This is a genomic window from Nocardia brasiliensis, from assembly GCF_011801125.1.
In the GTDB taxonomy this organism is placed as follows: Bacteria; Actinomycetota; Actinomycetes; order Mycobacteriales; family Mycobacteriaceae; genus Nocardia; species Nocardia brasiliensis_C.
Genome location: NZ_CP046171.1, coordinates 226,652 through 246,044 on the forward strand (window position 1 = coordinate 226,652; position 19,393 = coordinate 246,044).

At 69.0% G+C, this 19,393-nt stretch carries 12 protein-coding genes; 2 read left to right on the forward strand and 10 right to left on the reverse strand.

The window, feature by feature from the left end:
* Positions 1-25: 25 nt before the first annotated feature.
* Entirely contained in the window at positions 26-568 is a 543-nt protein-coding gene (locus F5X71_RS01080) for a peptidylprolyl isomerase (RefSeq protein ID WP_428981434.1), read from the reverse strand.
* 100 nt (positions 569-668) lie between these two features.
* Here F5X71_RS01080 and F5X71_RS01085 point away from each other — a divergent pair, with 100 nt between their 5' ends.
* Positions 669-4,016 carry an arabinosyltransferase domain-containing protein gene (locus F5X71_RS01085; protein WP_167460255.1) on the forward strand — a complete coding sequence of 1,116 codons (3,348 nt, stop codon included), beginning with the start codon at positions 669-671 and terminating at the stop codon, positions 4,014-4,016.
* Between the two features lie 355 nt (positions 4,017-4,371).
* Here the strand turns inward: F5X71_RS01085 and F5X71_RS01090 are convergent, their stop codons facing one another.
* From F5X71_RS01090 to F5X71_RS01115, 6 genes are all read right to left on the reverse strand, one after another.
* On the reverse strand, positions 4,372-4,533 hold the full coding sequence (locus tag F5X71_RS01090; RefSeq protein ID WP_167460256.1) for a hypothetical protein: 162 nt from the start codon (positions 4,531-4,533) through the stop codon (positions 4,372-4,374).
* Positions 4,534-4,670: 137 nt separating this feature from the next.
* Positions 4,671-8,066, reverse strand: a complete 3,396-nt coding sequence (locus F5X71_RS01095; RefSeq protein WP_428981435.1) for an arabinosyltransferase domain-containing protein — start codon at positions 8,064-8,066, stop codon at positions 4,671-4,673.
* A 143-nt stretch (positions 8,067-8,209) separates the two neighbouring features.
* Entirely contained in the window at positions 8,210-10,045 is a 1,836-nt protein-coding gene (locus tag F5X71_RS01100) for a glycosyl transferase (protein ID WP_428981518.1), read from the reverse strand.
* Between the two features lie 190 nt (positions 10,046-10,235).
* Positions 10,236-12,245, reverse strand: a complete 2,010-nt coding sequence (locus F5X71_RS01105) for a galactan 5-O-arabinofuranosyltransferase (RefSeq protein WP_428981436.1) — start codon at positions 12,243-12,245, stop codon at positions 10,236-10,238.
* Between the two features lie 212 nt (positions 12,246-12,457).
* Complete coding sequence (locus F5X71_RS01110; RefSeq protein WP_167460258.1) at positions 12,458-13,219, reverse strand: decaprenylphospho-beta-D-erythro-pentofuranosid-2-ulose 2-reductase; 762 nt, start codon at positions 13,217-13,219, stop codon at positions 12,458-12,460.
* The gene (locus F5X71_RS01115) at positions 13,216-14,703 is read right to left on the reverse strand and encodes an FAD-binding oxidoreductase (protein WP_238816092.1); all 1,488 of its coding nucleotides are present in this window, start codon (positions 14,701-14,703) and stop codon (positions 13,216-13,218) included. The genes F5X71_RS01110 and F5X71_RS01115 overlap by 4 nt, the downstream gene beginning before the upstream one ends.
* Positions 14,704-14,865: 162 nt before the next feature.
* On the opposite strand from F5X71_RS01115, the gene F5X71_RS01120 reads away from it, so the two are divergent.
* Positions 14,866-15,321, forward strand: a complete 456-nt coding sequence (locus F5X71_RS01120; protein ID WP_238815666.1) for a GtrA family protein — start codon at positions 14,866-14,868, stop codon at positions 15,319-15,321.
* A 28-nt stretch (positions 15,322-15,349) separates the two neighbouring features.
* Here F5X71_RS01120 and F5X71_RS01125 read toward each other — a convergent pair whose 3' ends face one another.
* The 3 genes from F5X71_RS01125 to F5X71_RS01135 form a co-directional block, all read right to left on the reverse strand.
* The gene (locus F5X71_RS01125) at positions 15,350-15,982 is read right to left on the reverse strand and encodes a pyridoxamine 5'-phosphate oxidase family protein (protein ID WP_167460259.1); all 633 of its coding nucleotides are present in this window, start codon (positions 15,980-15,982) and stop codon (positions 15,350-15,352) included.
* A 238-nt stretch (positions 15,983-16,220) separates the two neighbouring features.
* Positions 16,221-18,407 carry a molybdopterin-dependent oxidoreductase gene (locus F5X71_RS01130; RefSeq protein ID WP_167460260.1) on the reverse strand — a complete coding sequence of 729 codons (2,187 nt, stop codon included), beginning with the start codon at positions 18,405-18,407 and terminating at the stop codon, positions 16,221-16,223.
* 304 nt (positions 18,408-18,711) lie between these two features.
* Positions 18,712-19,194, reverse strand: a complete 483-nt coding sequence (locus tag F5X71_RS01135; protein WP_167460261.1) for a hypothetical protein — start codon at positions 19,192-19,194, stop codon at positions 18,712-18,714.
* Positions 19,195-19,393 lie beyond the last annotated feature (199 nt).

Genomic DNA, 19,393 nt, shown 5'->3' on the forward strand with positions numbered 1-19,393 from the left:
GCCCGATTCTCCCGTATGGCGGGTCTCAGGCGATGCTGGCGGACTCGATCACGACGTCGTCCTTCGGCACATCCTGGTGCCCGGCGTTGCTGCCGGTGGCCACGCCCTCGATCTTGTCGACCACGCTCTGTCCCTCGACCACCGCACCGAAGACGGTGTAGCCCCAGCCCTGCGGGTTCGGCGCCTTGTGGTTGAGGAAGTCGTTGTCGCTGGAGTTGATGAAGAACTGCGCGGTGGCCGAGTGCGGGTCGTTGGTCCGCGCCATTGCCACGGTGTACTTGTTGTTCTTCAGCCCGTTGTCGGCCTCGTTCTGAATGGGCGCCTGCGTCGGCTTCTGGCGCATGCCCGGTTCGAAGCCGCCACCCTGGATCATGAAGCCCGGGATGACGCGGTGGAAGATGGTGCCGTCGTAATGGCCTGCCCGCACATAGCTGACGAAGTTCTGCACCGTGGTCGGCGCCTTCTCGTCATCGAGTTCCAGCACGATCGGGCCGTAGTTGGTCTGAAGATTCACCTTGGTCATACCCACACCTTGCCAGCTCGCGCCCGCGCGCCTTTTGCCGGTCATGTGTACAGGCTGCGAACCCCCCTTGACCATCACGGCGCGCATTTGCAAACAATGGCGTGCTGCGGGCGCGGCATATTGAACACCGCTAGCATTGCCAATCGTGCCCGACGCCGCTACCGCTGTTCTGACGAAACCGCCCGCCGTACCGGCGGACTCCCCGGCCGATTTCCGGACCGCGCGAATTATCGCGCTGGTCGCGGGTCTGCTCGGGGCGCTGTTCGCCATCGCGACCCCGTTCCTGCCGGTCACGCAGACGACGGCGGTGCTGAACTGGCCGCAATCGGGCACGTTGGGCAACGTGCAGGCGCCGTTGATGTCTCAGGTGCCGATCGACCTGAAGGCCACCATTCCGTGTAGCGCGGTCGCGCAGCTGCCCGAGCGCGGCGGCATGCTGCTGGCCACCGCGCCGCCGCAGGGCGACCGGGCCGCGCTGGAGGCCTTGTTCATCCGGGTGTCCGAGACCTCGGTCGACGTGGTCGACCGCAACGCGGTGGTGGTGTCCGCGCCGCGGGCGGACATGGAGCAGTGTTCGTCGCTGGTGCTCACCTCCGATCACGACCGCACGCGCGCGGTCTTCGAGGGACTGACCACCACGATCACCAAGCCGGTCCCCGGCGGCGGCGAGGAGCAGGTCCAGGTGCCGGTCGAGGGCGCGCTCAACGGTGACCTGCGTCCGCAGGTCGTCGGCGTCTTCTCCGAGCTCAAGGGCGCCGCGCCGGCCGGCCTCGGCTTCACGATGACGGTGGACACCCGGTTCTCCACCAGCCCGACCGCGATCAAGCTGATCGCGATGATCGCGGCGGTGCTGTGCACCCTGATCGCGCTCGCGGCGCTGGCCCGGCTCGACGGCAGCGACGGGCGCGGGCACCGCCGCTTCCTGCCGTCGAACTGGCTGAAGCCGACCTGGGCCGACGGCGCGGTGGTCGGCACGCTGCTGGTGTGGCATTTCGTCGGCGCCAACACCTCCGACGACGGCTACATCCTCAGCATGGTGCGGGTCGCGCCGCACGCCGGCTACATGGCCAACTACTTCCGCTGGTACGGCGTCCCGGAGGCGCCGTTCGGCTGGTACTACTACGTGATCCAGCTCTTCGCGGAGATCTCCACCGCCAGCGCCTGGGTCCGGGTGCCCGCGCTGCTCTGCGCCGTGCTCTGCTGGATGGTGATCAGCCGCGAGGTGGTGCCCCGGCTCGGGCGCGGTGTGCGCCAGAGCAAGGTGGCGTTGTGGACCGGCGGTCTGGTGTTCCTGGCGTTCTGGCTGCCGTTCGACAACGGCCTGCGGTCCGAGCCGATCGTCGCGCTCGGCGCGCTGCTGACCTGGGTGTCGATCGAGCGGGCCATCGCGACCGGCAGGCTGGTGCCCGCCGGTGTCGCGGTGCTGGTCGCGGCGTTCACCCTCGCCGCGGCGCCGACCGGTCTGATGTGTGTGGCGGCCCTGCTCGCCGGTATTCGCCCGCTGGTCTGGATCGTGGTGCGCAAGCGCCGTCAGTTCGCCGAGCACGGCGGAAAGTGGTGGGCCACACTGCCGTTGCTCGCACCCATCGCGGCGGCCGGATTGCTCGTGCTCATCGTGGTCTACAGCGACCAGACGTTCGCGGGCATCCAGGAGGCGAACCGGGTCCGTCAGGCGACCGGACCGAACCTCGCCTGGTACGAGGACTACCTGCGCTACTACTACCTGTTCGTGGAGACCGTCGACGGCTCGCTCTCGCGCCGGTTCGCGTTCCTGGTGATGCTGCTGTGCCTGTTCACCACCATGCTGGTGTTGTTGCGGCGCAGGCGTGTTCCCGGCATCGCGAGCGGGCCGACGTGGCGGTTGATGGGCGTGGTGTTCGGCACCATCTTCTTCATGATGTTCAACCCGACCAAGTGGACCCACCACTTCGGCGCGTACGCGGGCATCGCCGGATCGCTGGCCGCGGTGACCGCGGTCGCGGTGTCGGCCTCGGCCCTGCGCGCGCGCAAGAATCGGGCGATCTTCCTGGCCGGGTTGTTGTTCGTGCTCGCGCTCGCCTTCTCCGGCATCAACGGATACTGGTACGTCTCCAGCTTCGGCGTGCCATGGTTCGACAAGCGCATCTCGCTGCACGGCTACCAGTCGAACACCCTGATGCTCGGGCTGTTCGGGCTCGCGCTCGCATTGGTCGCCTGGCATTCGTTGCGGGAGGGCTACGCGAAACCGGAGGCCTCGCCGCGCTCGGCGCGGGGCAGGCGGATCCGCAAGTTCGCCGCGATCCCGTTGACCGTCGTCGCCGCGCTGATGGTGGCGCTCGAGGTGCTCTCGCTGGTCAAGGGCGCGGTCGCGCAGTACCCGGCGTACTCGCTGGCGCGCTCGAACTTCGACGCGCTCAGTGGCAAGAGCTGCGGGCTCGCCAACGACGTGCTGGTGGAGGCCGATCCGAACGGCGGGCGGCTGCAGCCGATCCCCGATCCGGCGCTCACCGATCCGAATGATCCGCTCGCCGGTGTCGACCCGGTCGGCTTCGATCCGAACGGTGTGCCCAACGACCTGTCCGCCGACAGCGTCGAGGTGAAGCCGGGCACCGGCAACACCTCCACCCAGTCGGTCGGCGCCGCGTTCGCCGAGGGGCAGAGCGCGGGCACCGGCGGTGGCCAGGGCGCGCGTGGCGTCAACGGCAGCACCGTGGCGCTGCCCTTCGGGCTGGACCCGGCGACCACCCCGGTCCTCGGCAGCTACCAGAACGGGGTGCAGCAGCCCGCGCACCTGACGTCGAGCTGGTACGGCCTGTCGCCGCGGTCCGCGGACAGCCCGCTCGTGGTGATCAGCGCGGCGGGACGCATCCTGTCCGTCGACGACACCGGTGACACCCGCTATGGGCAGTCGCTCACCGTCGACTACGGCAGGAAGCTGCCGGACGGCAGCGTCGAGAAGCTCGGCACCTACCTGCCGCGCGATATCGGCCCGTTCCCGTCCTGGCGTAACCTGCGCGTCCCGCTGGCCGAGATCGCGCCGGAGGCCGACGCGGTCCGCATCGTCGCCAACGACCCGATCCTGATCGGGGACCAGTGGCTGGCGTTCACCCCGCCGCGGATGCCGAAGTTGCAGTCGCTCAACACCTTCATCGGCTCCGAGCAGCCGGTGCTCGAGGACTGGGCCGTCGGTCTCCAGTTCCCGTGCCAGCGTCCGTTCAACCACAAGAACGGCGTGGCCGAGGTGCCCGGCTACCGCATCCTCCCGGACCGCCCGCTCGCCATCAGCTCCACCAACACCTGGCAGGCGGAGGAGTTCGGCGGCATTCTCGGCTTCTCCCAGATGCTGGCGAAGTCGGTCACCGTCCCGACCTACCTGAAGGACGACTACGCCCGCGACTGGGGCTCCCTGGAGCGCTACGACCAGTACGACCGCAGTGCCACCCCTGCCAAGCTCGACACCGGCACCGCAACCCGCTCCGGCTTCTGGACCCCCGGAAGGCTCCGCGTCTTCTAACCCCGCACCCAACCACCCGCAGGCCCGCCGAGCCCAGCTCGCCGGGCCTGCGGTACCGCCGAACTCGGCTCGGCTGCGGGTGTGTGGTGGGTTGGCGGTGCGGGCCGATGACGTGTTTGGGACCTGTGGCGTGGTGGGGCGGGTGTGGCCTGAAAAGGGGGCTCCCGCATCGGGTTCGGGCTGGGATGCGGGGCCGGTGTCCTGGGTGCCGGTAACTGACGCCGGGTGTGGGGCGGCGGGGGCGGACAAGGGGTGGCGCGAGTTGTTCGATCGGGGCCGGTACGGGCGGGCGGCGCTGGTCGCGGGGCCGATCGGGCTAGCCGGGGAGTTGCTCGGGTCCGTGGGCGGCCGGTGCTCAGACCTTGGTCATCCGCAGGCCGAGTTCGCGGCGCAGCACTTCTTGGGAGGGGAGGCGGTTGAGTACGCGCAGGATCGCTGGGCGCAGTTCGCGTTGCTCGTCCTCGGTCAGGAGGCCGACGAGATCGCGCAGATCCATCTGATCAAAAGCCGACGTCATAGTGCACAGATTACGGTTTTTCGCTGAACTCGTCCTGTGATCGCGCCGTGAATTTGCCGTCCAACCGGTCTGTTTACGATATTTTTTCGCCGCCGCAACACCCAACCGGTTGGTTCGGGTGGTGCGGCGGCGACCATTTATCCCCTGGCGCGGATCGGATCGTCCTTGGCGAAACCGCTGCGCGTTTCGACCGTGCCGCCGATAACGGCGGGACGGGCATTCGGGTCATACGGGGTGTATTTCTCGAGCGAACCCCAGTCCCGTGCCCAATCGTGGTCGAGATAGCTGGGGACGGTCTCGGATGCCAGCAGCAGCCCGGTCCAGCCGAGCGGCCCACCGCCGATGTCGTCCTGCCAGGCGTTGGAGGCATCGGAGCCGACCCGGTCGGGCAGGATGCGCCAGCGCGGCACCTCGGCGACCCCGTCGTGGTGGTCGAACGGCCGCTGGCACGGGAACGCGAGCCCGACGTGCCAGTCGAGCAGGACCGGATTCGTGTTGCCGACAACGGAATTCAGCGTTGCCAGTTTGGGCAGCCGGGGCGGGGTGACGGCGAGCCACTGCTTCGGCGTGATGTCGTTGTCCACCGCGACCAGCCGCACCGCGTTCGCCTCGGTGGGCAGCTGGTCCAGTGGCACCCGCAGGTTGCGCCAGGACGGGGCGGGGCCGATGTCGAGCGGGTCGATCGAGCCGAGCTTGCGCACCGCGCCACCCGCCTCGCGCACGCCGTATTCGAGGTGCAGTTCCTGCCCGTAGGTGAGCACGCCGTCGGCGTCGACGTGCCGGATACGGCCCGCCGCGGTGATCGCGAGCACCTGGTAGGCGGGATCGTGGCGCATGCTGTCGGTCAGGTCGAGGCCGTACCACTGCGAGGTCAGCGCCGCCTGCTGCTGCTCGTTGTCCTGGTAGCTGCCCATGACCGGGGTCGTCGCCGGGTCGAGGCCGAAGGGCAGCGCGACCGTGCTGCCGTTGATGCCGGTCGCCGCGGTGGTGCCGCCGCCGGTGCCGGCACCGGTGGTCTTGGTGGTCTTGTTCTTCGCACCGGAGTTCACCGAGTTCGCGCCGCCGGAGACGGTCTCCTCGGCATCGGCGGTCAGGTCGTCGGCGACGCCGTTCGGGGTGAATCCCTTTGTCTCGGCGGCCAAACCGTCGGCCGGGGCACCCGCCAGCGGCAGCAGCAACGAGTCCTTCGTGTCCGTCTCGACCAGCACCTCGTTCGCGAGGGCGCACGAATCACCGGCCAGAGACTGGAGATTCGACTTCGCGATGGAGTAGGCCGGGTACTGTGCCACCGCGGCCTTGGCCAGCGACGCGACCTCGAACAGCACCAGCGCCGCGGCCGCGATGGTCAACGGCGCGCCGGCGAACCGATCGAACCGCGTCGGCGTCGACCGTTCCCGGCGATAGGGCTCCCGGTAGTGCGCCCACACCGCGACCAGCAGCGCGACGCCGCTCAATCCGAGGAACAGCGTGGAGAATCCCTTGCCCGCCACCAGCGGCGCCTTGTCCCACCACGGCACGCCGTAGCTGGACACGTACCACCAGCCGTTCGATCCGGTGAAAGTGATCGCGAGCAGGAACAGCACCGCGGCGGCGAACAGCGCCCGATTACGCGGCGAGCGAATACCGTTGGTGCCCACCGCGACGGCCGCGAGCGCGGCCAGCGAGCCCGCCAGGCCCGCGTACACGCCGAAATGGTGGGTCCACTTGGTCGGGGTGAACATCATCAGCAACAGCGAGCCGAAGACGATGCCGAGAATCCGCACCGACGGCCCGCGCGAGGTGCCGGGAATGCGGCCCTTGCGCAGCACCTGCAGCACGCAGACCAGCAGGCACAGCAGCATGACGAGCACGCCGAAGCGCCGGGCCAGCGAGCCGTCGGGGGAGAGCATCAGCAGCGAATCCCAGCGGGTGCGCTCGTCGAACCAGGCCACGTTCGGCCCGACCAGGGTGCGCACCCTGGTCGCCTCCAGCACGGTGGACAGCGTCTGGTCGGCGAAAACCACCACGAGCACCAGGGTTCCGGCGCAGAGGCCGGGAGCGAGCAGGGCCAGGTAGCGGAAGATCGAGGCGGGCAACGACGTTCGCCGCGCGACCTGCGTCGTTCCCGTATCGGCCGCGGCCGTCGGGCTTTCGGCGACACCACCGCCCGGCGCCGGCACCACGCCGCGCGCCCGTTTGACGATGAGCTGCAACACCGGCCGCGATCCGGCGATCAGCGCCGCGATGCAGATGAGCCCGGTCGGACCCGCGGCAAGCGAGAATCCCGCGATCAGCACGGCGACGGCGGCGGGCAACAGGCGTCCGGTGGCGATGGCGCGTTCGATCGAGCACCAGGTGAGCAGCGCGCCGGCGGCGATCAACGGCTCCGGCCGCAGGCCGTTGTCGTAGGGCAGCCAGAAGGCGAGGAACACCAGGCCTGCGGTCCACAACGCGACCCTGTCTCGCCGGACCCGAGCGCCCAAGCGGGGCAGCACTTCCCGGCTGATCACCAGCCAGCAGGTGATGCCGGCGAGCAACGCGGGCAGCCGCATCCACGGGCTGGCGTCGGAGATCCGCGTCATCCACGCGAGCACCTCGTAGGACCAGCCGAACGGCGCCTCGGGCACCCCGAACCAGCGGTAGTAGTTCGCCATGAACCCGGCGTGCTCGGAGGCCCGTGCCATGTTCAGGATGTAGCCGTCGTCGGAGGTGTTGGCGCCGATGAAATGCCACAGGCCGAGGGTGCCGAGCACCACCGCGTCGGCCGGGCCGAAGCGCCACCAGCCCGCGGGCAGGAAGCGCCGGGCCCGCCGTCCGTCGCTGGTGTCGAGCAGGTGCAGCGCGAGCAGCGCGACGACGGTGCTCAGCGCGGCGACGATGATCGCGGCGAGTTTCAGCACGGTGGGGGAGGAGGAGAAGCGCGAGTCGATATCGGCGTGCACCCGCGCGCCATCGAGGCGTTCGGCCGCGAGATCGGTGAAGACACCGACGATTTGCGGCCGGATATCGCGAGTCACGGTGTTGCGGAAGGGCGTACCGTCCTGGCGGGTCGCGCCGGTGATCTCGGTGCTGGTCGCGGCGGCGGTCGAGTCGATGGTCAACGCGGTGCAGCCGGGCCCGGCGGTGATCTCCTCGACCGGCGCGGACAGCAGTGGCACATCGCGCAGGATGACCGACAGCACGCCGTCGGCGACCGAGACCACCAGTCCCTTGGTGGCCGCCTGACCCGAGGCGACCGGCACGGTCGACACCACGGTCCCGGCCGGCCCGACCGCCTGCACCAGCGTGCACGGCAGCGTCGCGTGCATCCGCAGCGGCACATAGGACACCAGCGGCGCCTCGACGCTGCTCGTCCCGGCCTGCGGCCAGTCCAGTGTCGCCCGGTCCTGTTTCACCGGCAGCACGGGCGTGAGCAACGCCAGCACGAACCCGAGCAGCCCGGCGACGATGGCGATCAGGCGATATCGAGCGGCCCGATCCCGGCGCCGACCATCGTCGGCCCCCTCGCTGTCGTCGGGTCGGGTGAACGCTCGAGTTGCTCGGTCCGCTCGCACGGTCGTTGATGCTAGCTACTCGACCGGCCGGTGCCGATGATCACCATCGATACAGCGGACGTGCCCGCGCGTTCGACCAGGCCGCAGCGGTTCCCTGACGCCGGCGCGGCACACGAGGCGACCGAGCCACCGGCGTAGTTCACCTAACCGGCCTGCTGAGCACGCGGGGGCAGCTTCCATACCCAGACGTCGTCGACCCGGGCCGGGGCGAAGCCGAGCAGTTGGGTCACGGTGGTGCGCAGGGTGTCGCCGTTCCGCGTTGCGGGCAGCACCAGCACGTCGGCCTGCCAGAACTTCAGGTCCTCCTGCGCGGCGGCGCGGGTTTCGTCGGTGATCGGCGGCACCGTGCCGCTCTGTTGCGCCTGCACGAGCAGCTCGGTGGTCGGACGCAGCTCCGGCCCGTAGATCCCCTTCTTCTGCGCGCCCGTCGGACCGACGAAATACCCTCCGGCGAGCGGGAACTCGAAGTCCGCGTCGGCCTGCCAGCGCAGCGCGCCCGCGTCGAGCGGCCGCGGCGGCGGCACCATGACCACCGACCCGTCCGCGACGTAGTCACGCACCGTCCCGTTCGCGAAGAACGCGGGCGTCGCCGGGCGCTGCACCACCGGCAGGATGGTCGGCGTCAACGGCACCAGCGCGCACAGCAGCGCGCCGAACCAGGCCAGCGGCCGCCAGTCGCCCGGCGATGCGCGCCACCAGTCGATCGCCCGCTGGGTGGCCAGGGTCAGGATCGCCGCGATGGCCGGGATAGCGGCCATGGTGAGCCGGGTCTCCAGCACCGTGCTCAGCAGCGGGACGTGTTCGGCCCAGCGCCAAGGCAATTCGACCCCGGTGTCGGCCTTGCCGAACCTGGCCACCGCGCCGAGGGAGAGCACACCGAACACCACGATCACCACGCCCGCCGCGCGCACTACCCGATGCCGCCAGTACAGCCCGAGGGCGGCGATCAGCACCAGTAGCAGCGGCCAGCCGAAGTAGGCGTTCTGCTCGGTCTCGTTGATCGCGACGTTCTGTCCCGGCGCGAAGAGCCCGCCCAGCGATTCGGACGGGAACTGCACGATCGCCTTCAGGTCGTTGCCCATCGGCCCGTGATCGATGGAGCGATAGCTCTGCGGCCCGAAAAACTGCCACCACAGCGGGATTTCGGTCAACATGAGCGCGATCACCGCCGCCAGCGTCAGCGCGGGCGCGATGCCGCGCAGCACGCGCAGCCCGTGCCGTGGCGTGTGCAGCAGGTAGACCACCGAGAACAGGCCGAAGGCGAGCGCGAAGATCAACAGCGGTTCCTCGCCGAGCGCGATCTGCAGCGCGGCAAGGAATCCCAGCCAGACCGCGTCCCTGATGCGCCAGCGCCGCCCGGCCGTCGCGCGCCCACCCGCACGCCGGGCCATCCGGATCAGCAGCCCGGCCATGATCGGAAGCAGGAGCAGCACAACGAAATTCGGGTGCGCGTTGGCATGGGAGATCATCGCGGGCGCGAAACCGCAGAACAGGCCGCCGATCGCGGCCGCGGCCCTGGATTCGACCAGTTCCCTGGAGAACAGCCAGTACCACGCCGCGGCGGTGGTGGCGAGGCCGAGCGTGAGCACCAGGACGAAGGTCACTGTCGGCCCGAACAGCAGGGTGATCGGCGTGAACGGCACCCCGACCCCGAACATGGCCGTATTGGCCATCATGTTCACCCCGGCGGGGAAGTTCTGCAGGTTGGTGCCGAGCGGGTTCTCCAGGTGCGCCACCGAGTGCGCGGTGACCGCGAAGAACCATTCCCACATGGTCTGGTCCTGACCGCTCTTGATCAGGTAGCCGCTCTGGGTGTTGCGCCACTGCCCGGACAGGACCGTGGCGGCCAGGGCCAGGTAGCCGACCGTGACGAGCAGGTCGGCCCGGCTGACCCGGATGCGCGGCAGTCTTCGGCGGCGCGCCGGAGCCGACGGCTCCGCGGTGAGCACTCCGATCGCGCTGGCTTCCCGTTCCGCGATCCCTACCGCCGACCCGTCGGTGACGACCGGGTCGGCCTGCCGTGCCCCTACCACCTGCAAACTTCTCCTCGGCATAGCTGAAACTCAGCCGCCGACCCTACCCAACAACACTGTGCTCTGCCTGGCAGTCGGGTATGTAAGTGATGAACGGGACCCGGCCGCTCCGGGTGCCGCCAGGTCGCTTCCGTCCCTACTTGTGCAGCGTGACCAGGGTGAACGGACCGATAGCCGTGCTCGTGAAGCGTGGATCGGCGAAGAGTTCCTTGGGGAAGGCCACCGAATAGCGCCGCACGTTCGGATCGTTCGGGTAGACGTCCTCGGCCAGGCGCAGGGTATAGGTGTCCCCGCTGCGCCGGAACAGGAAGGCGTCCGGCGCCCGCCACGGACAGGCCGCCAGCGCGTCGAGCAGGGCCGCGGACGACTTCAGCTCGCTCCAGCTCTTGATGGTCGCGGCGCGGCCGGGGAAATCGGCGAGCATGTTCGCGTAATGCGAGGTGAGCGCCTGGAAGCCGTAGTACGGGTAGAAGGAAAGGAAGCTGGTGTCAGCGGTGAGCAGCACCGTGTCCGAGCGCGGCCTGCCGGTCTGCGCGAGCAGCGCGGCGTCGATCTCGCGGTAGTGCGCGACCGCCGATGGGTCGCGTTTGTCGGCGCGTTTTCCGTCACCGTCGGTGTCGGTGTAGGCGGTGGTGATCTCCGGCGCGAGGATGCGCGGGATGTGCTGGGCGAACGCGAGTGCGCCGACGATCGCGACCGCCACCGCGGCGATCCGGAACCGGCGCGGCTCGTTCATCGCCTGATAGATCGCCCGCGCGCCCTCGGCGAAACCGAACGCACCGGCCGCCGCGAGCAGCGCGAGCAGCACCGACTCCAACCGGAACGAGAGCAGCGTGGTGCCCGCGGCCGTCGCCGCCATGGACAGCAGCGTCCACAGGTACACGGCGAGCACGCCGATGCCGAGCGCCTGCGCCCGCCGCGACGAGCCGGCCCGCACCACCAGCCAGATGAGGCCGACCAGGCACAGCGCGCCACGCAGCGAGAACTCGGCCATCGGCAACGGCAGCTCGGCACCGGATTCAGGCAGATAGTGGAACGCCGAACCCGAGGTCGCGACCTTTCCGCTCAGCGTCTTCAGCAGGTAGGGCAGCCAGACGAGCAGCGCGACCAGTGCCGCGATGGCCGCGATCAGCACCAGCCGGGCCAGCGGCGGCAGCGCGGCACGCCACGGCGGCCGCGTCTCGGCGCATTCGCGCGTGCGCCGCGGCCGCGCGGCCCGTCGTTCCCGCACCGCGAGCCCGGCGGCGAGCAGACCCATCAATCCGACGGCGAACGCCGCGAAGGCCGCGTACAGCGTGTAGAACGTGGCGGACCAGCCGAGGAACAGTCCGGTGCCGAGCGCCGCGCCCCAGCCACCGAGGGTCGTGCCCGCCGCGGCGGGCCGGTGCAGCGCACCCCAGGCGAGCACGAGGGCGGGCGGCAGCAGGATCACGATCACCGCGCTGTAGGCCTCCGGCGAGGCGTAGGCGAGCGCGAGCGCGGTCACCGCCGCCGTCACCGCCACGGCCCAGTCCGCGCGAATCAGCTTGGACCACAGCACGAGCGAGATCACCGCGGCCACCGCGATCGAGCCGATGGCGTAGGGCTTGAAGGTCTCCCAGCCGGTGAGGCCGAGCACGTTGGCGACCCGGCCGCCGATCCAGAACCAGCCTGCCGGGTAGAACGGCGGCAGGTCGGCGTAGGTCATATCGCGCAGCGCCGCGGTGTCGGTGAGCCGGGTCAGGTACTCGGTGCGGAACTCCTGGTCCACCGAGACCCCGAGCAGATACAGCTTGGTCGCGGCGAGCGGCATCCCGAGGGTGAACGTGACCAACGTCGAAATGCCGACCCAGGACAGTGCTTTCGCCGCCAGCGGCCAGATCCGACGCCGGATCAGGACGATCGACACGATCAGCATGACCGCCGCGACGACCTGTCCGACGGTGGTCAGCGCCCGAGTCACGTTGGACGAGTTGAACGCAGGCCACTGCACCCGCGAGAACGCCACCAGCCCAACGCCGGTCACCACGGTGGCGACCAGCGCCGCCAGCAGTGCCTCGCCCACCCCGGCGCCGAGATAGCGGGCGAGCAGTGCCGCCTTACCCGGCGTCGGTTCCGGCGTGCCGTGTCCGGTCGATGCACCGCTCGGTGCGGTCGCGGTGGTCACCGCGGCCCGCCGCGGTCGTCACGGTCGAACACTCGCATGGCATCTCCGGCTTCGTTCGGGCTCGGCTTTCACGTCCGCGAACATGCTGCCAGGTCCGGTGTCGGATGTGTCGACCCATGCCGGTGACGCCTGATTACGCGCACGCTCGGGCGATCCGCACGGCCCGCCCGTCGCCGGTCCGCGACAAAGCCGCGCGGACCGGCCGGGGTGCGTCAGATGGGGAGCTTGCGGAAGATCGGGCGCGGGATGTGGCGCAGGATCATCATTACGTAACGCCAGGTGCCCGGCGCCCAGATGAGCTCCCTGCCCTTCTGCGCGGCCGAGACCGCCAGCTCGGCGATGACTTCCTTGTCTACGGTGAGCGGGGCCTCTTTGACGTGCGCGGAGAACTTGGTGCGCACCATGCCGGGCCGGATCACCAGCACGCGCGGCCCGTGCGGGCGCAGCGCCTCGCCGAGTCCGAGGTAGAAGCCGTCCAGGCCGGCCTTGGTCGAGCCGTAGACGAAGTTCGTGCGCCGGACCCGCTCACCGGCGACCGAGGACATCGCGATGATCCGCCCGAAGCCCTGCGCCTTCATCTTCTCGCCGACCAGCACGCCGACGGAAACCGATGCGGTGTAGTTGATTCCGGCGACCTGCACGGCCTTGCGCTGGTTCTGCCACAGCTCTTCCGGATCGCCGTCGAGCGCGAACGCGACGATGGCGATGTCGACGTCGCCGCCGCTCCACGCCGCGTCGATCACCTTCGGATGCCCGTCGGTGTCGAGCGCGTCGAAGTCGATCAGCTCGACGCTGCTCGCGCCCGCCGCCCGCATCTGGGCGACGGCGTCCTCGCGCAACGGATCGTTCGGTAGCGCGGCCAGGATGATCCGCGCGGGGCCCTTCTTCAGGTATTCCGCGCAGATCGCGAGGCCGATCTCGGAGGTACCGCCGAGCAGCAGAATGGCCTGCGGGTTACCCACGGCATTGATCACTGAAGCTCCAGCCTTCTCGCCATATCGGACATGAAAACGCCTGTGGGATCGACACTTCGGCGGATCTTGATCCACTCGTCGATCCGCGGGTACATCTGGTGGAAGGTCTCCGCGCTGGTGCGCGAGTCCTTCGCGGTGTAGAGCCGCCCGCCGAATTCGAGCACCCGCCGGTCCAACTCGCTGACCAGCTCGTTGAGGCCGGGCTTGATCGGGAAGTCGACGCAGATGTTCCAGCCCGGCATCGGGAAGCTCAGCGGCGCCGGGTTGCCCGCGCCGAACAGCTTGAACACGTTGAGCGCCGAGTAGTGACCCGAAGCCTGGATGTCGATGATGATGCGCTTGAACTCCTCGACCGCCTCGGTCGGCACCACGAACTGGTACTGCAGGAATCCGTTGGATCCGTAGCCACGGTTCCACTCCGCGATCATGTCGAGCGGGTGATAGAACTGCGTCAGGTTCTGCACCTTGCCGGTGTAGTTCCCGCCCATCGCGTAGTACGCCTCGCCGATGGAGCGCAGCGTCAGCTTGTTCATCGTCCAGTTCGGGAAGATGTCGGGCACCGTCATCAGTTGCGGCGCATCGAATTTCAGCGGCTTCTTCCGCAGGCGCTTGGGTAGCTCGTCGGCCTTGGCCAGCCGCCCGCGGGTGATGGTCGCGCGGCCGAGCTTGGGCAGCGGGCTGATCACGTCGAACCACGCGCTCGAGTAGGTGTAGTTCGCCTCGCTGCCGTCGCTGTGCGCGGCGATGGTCTCGTCGAGGGTGGTGGTCTTCACGCCGTCGTTGAGGAAGTACGCCGACTCGGTCGGCGTCATCTCGATGGTCGCGCGCAGGATGATGCCGGTCAGGCCGTTGCCGCCGACGGTCGCCCAGAACAGCTTGGCGTTGCGCTTGGGCGTGAGGTGTTGCACCTGCCCGTCGGCGGTGAGCAGCTCGATCGAGCGCACGTGGTTGCCGAAGCTGCCCTCGCTGTGATGGTTCTTACCGTGGATATCGGAGGCGATGGCGCCGCCGATCGTCACCTGACGGGTGCCAGGCAGCACCGGCACCCACAGCCCGAACGGCAGCGCCGCCTTCATGAGCTGGTCCAGGCTGACCCCGCCGTCCACGTCGACGATCCGCGTGTCGCGATCGATCCGATGGATGTTGTTCAGCGCGGTCATGTCGACGACCAGGCCACCGGCGTTCTGCGCGTGGTCGCCGTAGGACCGGCCGAGCCCGCGCGCGATGACGCCGCGGCGCAGGTGTGGCGGCTTGCTGTCGTTGTCCTCGGCGACCATGGCGACGGCCTTGGCGATCAGTTCCGGATCGCCGGTCGAGAGCACTTCGGATGAGGTTGGTGCGGTGCGACCCCACCCGGTCAACGTGCGGGTTCGCGTCGGCAAAGCGAACGCGGTCCCGGCGTCGGCGTCGCCGTTCGTGGCGGTGGCGCCGCTCTCGTTCCCGGTCGTCGTGGTGGCGGTCGGAGCTTTCGTGGACATCGGCATAGAGGCTACAGGCATGACCGGACATCCGGTCGATGTCGCCTACTCCTGAGTAGTGACATATACGTCGCTATGGCGCTGGACACGCCCGCCGCCCACATCGCGGGTTCGCGGCCGTGGCCGGTCCACGCGCCGCGGCGGCGGCGCCCGGCTACGCTCGTGCGCGTGCATGCCGAACCCCACCTGCCGCTGCCGGCCGAGCTGCCGCTGGTCGACGAGCCGGGCGGTACCGATGTCGACCTCAAGACGCAGGTCGTCCGGTTCACCCTGACCGGCGGCCTGTCGGCGATCGTCGACTTCGGGCTGTACAGCCTGCTGTTCAACCTGATCGGCCTGCCGCGCGAGGCGGCCAAGTCGCTCAGCTTCATCGCGGGCACCACCACCGCGTACCTGATCAACCGGCGCTGGACCTTCCAGGCTCCGCCGAGCCGGGCTCGTTTCGTCGCGGTCGTGCTTCTCTACGCCGTCACCTTCGCCGTGCAGGTCGGCATCAACGCGGTCCTGTACGAGGCGCTGCCGGACGCGCCGTGGCGTCAGCTGCTCGCCTTCGTGGTGGCACAGGGCACCGCGACGGTCATCAACTTCGTCGTCCAGCGCCTGGTGATCTTCAAGATCAAGTGACGGTGCCGCGCATCGGGGGCAGGGTCGCTCAGCGGTTCGTGAGCAGTGCCTCGGCGAGGTCGCGGCCCTGTGCCTTGGCGCCGAAGTAGTCCCCGCCCTTCGCGCGGGTGCTGTCGGTGCCCCATTCGCGCTGTTCGCGGGCGGCGGGCACGAGGTGGGGAATGTGCTTGCGGCAGTGGATATACGCCTCTTCGATATCGACGACCACCCAGCGCTGCGCGGTGCGGCCCTTGGCGTTGGCGGGCAGCGCCGGGGTGAGCTTGCGCAGCGTATCGTCGGCGACGATCCGGGCCGAGCCGTTGATGTGCAGGCCGATCAGATCGCGCACGAAATCGATTAGCAGGATGCCTACGTGCGGATTCTCCAGGATGTTGCCCAGACTGGCGAGCACGCCGTTGCCGCGGTATTCGGGATAAGCAATCGTGCGTTCATCGATGACGTGCAGGAAACCGGGTTCGCCCGCGCGGAAGCTGGCATCGCACTCGCCGTGTTTGTCCGCGGTGGCGATGAACGCCATCTCCATCCGGCCGATGAACTCGATCATGGTGGGGTTCAGGTGATCGAGCACCTGATCGTTGTAGAAGCGTGCGGCTCTGTCCTGGGTGCCGTACCTATCCTGTAGCTCGCGTTCGCCGTCGCTGCCGTGCTGGGCGCCGGGCATTGGTGCTCCCTCTGGTAGGCGGAATCGGGCTCCGTCGAGGGTTGAGATCGCGCCCCGCGACTAAACCGAAATCCTGCCCATCCTATTCCGATTCGGCTCGGCAAAACTACGAAATCCACGTTGAGAATGCACTGAATGCCTAATTAGCGCAAGGGTTTCCATGAGATAGCCGCATTCCGACCGGCCGGAATTCTTCGTCCGAATCGGGCTGCGGGAACGGGTGTTTTCTGCGCGTGGTTCAGGCCGGCGTCAAGGTGACGGGCACGCCGTTGAAGACCGCGTTGCCGGACGGGACGTCGACCACCGAGTCGTCGGTCAGCACGTTCGCGTTGACCCCGGCGTGCTCCTTGGCGACACTCTGCGTGCTGTCGATGTGGCCCCAGCCGTGCGGCAGGCTCACCACCCCGGGCATGATCGTGTCGGTCGGCTCCAGCGGCACCGTCAGCATGCCCGCCGCCGACTTCACCACGGCGTGCTCGCGCAGTCCGAGCCGCGCGACATCGACCGGATTGATCTGCAGCGTACAGCGATTCGAGCCGCTCACCAGCGTCCCGATGTTGTGCATCCAACTGTTGTTCGAGCGCAGCTGCCGCCGCCCGATCAGGACCACCTCGGGTGCGGCGTCGGCCAGCCGGGCGTGCATCCTGGCCACGTCGTCGAGCAGTTGCCGCGGCGCGAGTTCCACCTTCTTCGACTCGGTCCGCAGCGCGCCCGGCAGCTTCGGCCGCAGCGGACCGAGGTCGACGCCGTGTGTATTATCAAGCAGCACTTGCAGATTCAGATGTCCACCGGCCCATTCGCCGTAGGGCCCGAGTCGCAGCATCAGGTCGATGCGCTGCTCGGTGGTGTCGGCTCCGATCAATTCCGCGCGCCGATGCGACATGCCCGCCTTGTGCAGCATGCCCGCGATGATCAGCTCGTCGACGCCGGTCAACGGGTCGACCCCGTCGGCGCCCGCGTGCGGCATGCCCGATACCGCCGCGGCCAGCCTGGTGAGCACCGCCGACTCCGACAGCTGCGCGCCGAGCGGCACCAGCGGCCGCGAGTACCGCGCATAGTTGTGCACCGCGAACTGCAACAGCGCGAAGTCGTAGTGCGGCGACTGCACCGGACGCGGCGGCGGCAGGATCACGTCGGCGTGCCTGGTGGTTTCGTTGAGATACCGATCGACGCTGACCATGAAATCGAGCTGGGCGAAGGCGACGTCGAGCCGGGCGCCGCTCGGCGCGCACAGCACCGGATTGCCCGCGACCGTCACCAGCGCGCGGATCTGTCCCTCGCCCGGGGTCAGGATCTCCTCGGCCAGGGTCGCCACCGGCAACTCGCCCATCGCCTCGGGCAGGCCGCGGACCCGGCTGGTCCACCGGCCGGGCCGGAACGGCTTGCTGCGCGCGATGCCGCCCGCCGCCGCGGTCGCGAACATCGCCCCGCCCGGCGCGTCCAGATTGCCGGTCAACACGTTGATCGCGTCGACGAGCCACTGCGTGATGGTGCCGAATTCCGCTGTGCAGGTGCCGATTCGGGCGTAGACGGCGGCGCTCGGCGCGGCGGCGAGTTGGTGGGCGAGCCGGATCACCGTCGCGGCGGGCACCCCGGTCCGCGCCGCCACCGCGTCCGGGCTGAACGCGGCCGCGGCCGTGCGCAGTTCGGCCAGGCCCGCGACCTCGAGCCGGATATCGACGAGCTCCTCGGCGAACAGCGTGTGCACGATGGCGAACAGCAGGTAGGCGTCGCTGCCCGGCCGGATGAACAGGTGCTCGTCGGCCAGTTTCGCGGTGCGCGTCACGCGTGGATCGACCACCACGAAGCGCCCGCCGCGGCGCCGTAGCGCCTTGAGCCTGCCGGGGAAATCCGGTGCGGTGCACAGGGATCCGTTGGATTCGAGCGGGTTGGCGCCGAGCATCAGCAAGTAGTCGGTGCGATCCAGATCCGGCACCGCGACGGTGAGCGGATCGCCGAACATCAACCCGCTGGCCACCTGTTTCGGCATCTGGTCCGCGGTGCTCGCGGAGAAGATGTTGCGGGTGCTCATCGCCCGCAGCAGCACCGGGACATACAGCGCGCCCGCCACGGTGTGGGCATTGGGATTGCCCAGATACGCCGCCGCGGACTGCTTTCCGTGCTCGGCGACGACCTGCGGGAAGCGCTCGGCGATCAGATCGAATGCCTCGTCCCACGTGGCGGTGCGCCAGGTGCCGGTGGCCCGATCGCGGATCATCGGCTCGCGCACCCGGTCCGGGTCGTCGTCGAGATGGCCGAAGCTGGCGCCCTTGGGGCAGAGGAATCCCTTGCTGAACGGGTCGGCCTTGTCGCCGCGCACCGAGGTCACACGGTCGTCGGGATCGAGCGTGAGCTCCAGTCCGCACACCGCCTCACACAGGGGGCAGGTGCGCAACAGGTTGCGGTGATCGCTGACGTCGGCCATGCTCGTGCGCCTCTTTCGAGAGTTCCGGCTGGACTCGAGCGTCGCGGCGTGGCCGCGGTGCGCGGCGGGGTGGCGCATCGGCCGGGCTGACCCGCGTGCGCGCGAATTCAGTCGTGACGTCCCGAGTGTCTCAATCCATAGCGTAATCGAGATCGCCGTCACACCGGGGCGGCAACGCGAAACGACCGATATCCGCACGCCGGTGCAGGCCGGCTGGTTGGCGGATATCGGTCGTGCAGTCCGGGCAGTCCCAGTCCCGGTCTGTGTTCAGCAGGTAGTGCGGTTCAGCAGGTAGTGCGATATGTCAGCAGGCGACGCTGGTGAGCTGCGTCTTGCTGCCTGCGGTCGCGGCACGAACGGCCGCGCTGAGCGCAACCACCGGCGGAACCCAGCGGGCCTCGGTGGGTGCGACCCCCCAGCAGGCCGAGCCTGCCGAGAGCTGGGTGGGCGGCAGCGGGACGCCCGCGCCGTCGGTGTGTACAACGGCACCCGCGGCGGTCAGCGCCGCCAGCGCCATGGCGGCCTTGCGGACGCCGGTGACCAGGTGGATCTCGCGACGCTCGGTGCCGGGGATCTCGATGACCGGTCCGGACAGGTTGTTCGCTCGCAGGAAGCGGCGGACCTGGCCGGCCAGGTCGCCGCTGACCTCGATGGCCGAAAGGTCGTCATCGGTGATCAGGCAAAGACCGTTGGCCGTTTCGGCGACCGTCCATCCGCGCTGGGTGTATTCCTGCGCTGCGGCGGTCATGGCAGCCGCCGAGACGGAAGTCGGAAACGTGGTGCGCACTGTCTTTCTCCATTCCCCGGTAGATCTGGGTCCTGCATTCATGGGTCGTATCGGTGGTGGCCATCCACTGCGTTACGCGATCTTCAAAACTTCTTCACGACTGTTGCTCACGTCTCTTCCAGAGGTATCTGAAAGCCGCTCGCTATAACGTGGGTTTTTCCATCCGGAATCGTTGTCCCACCACCACTTTCGGTCGCTG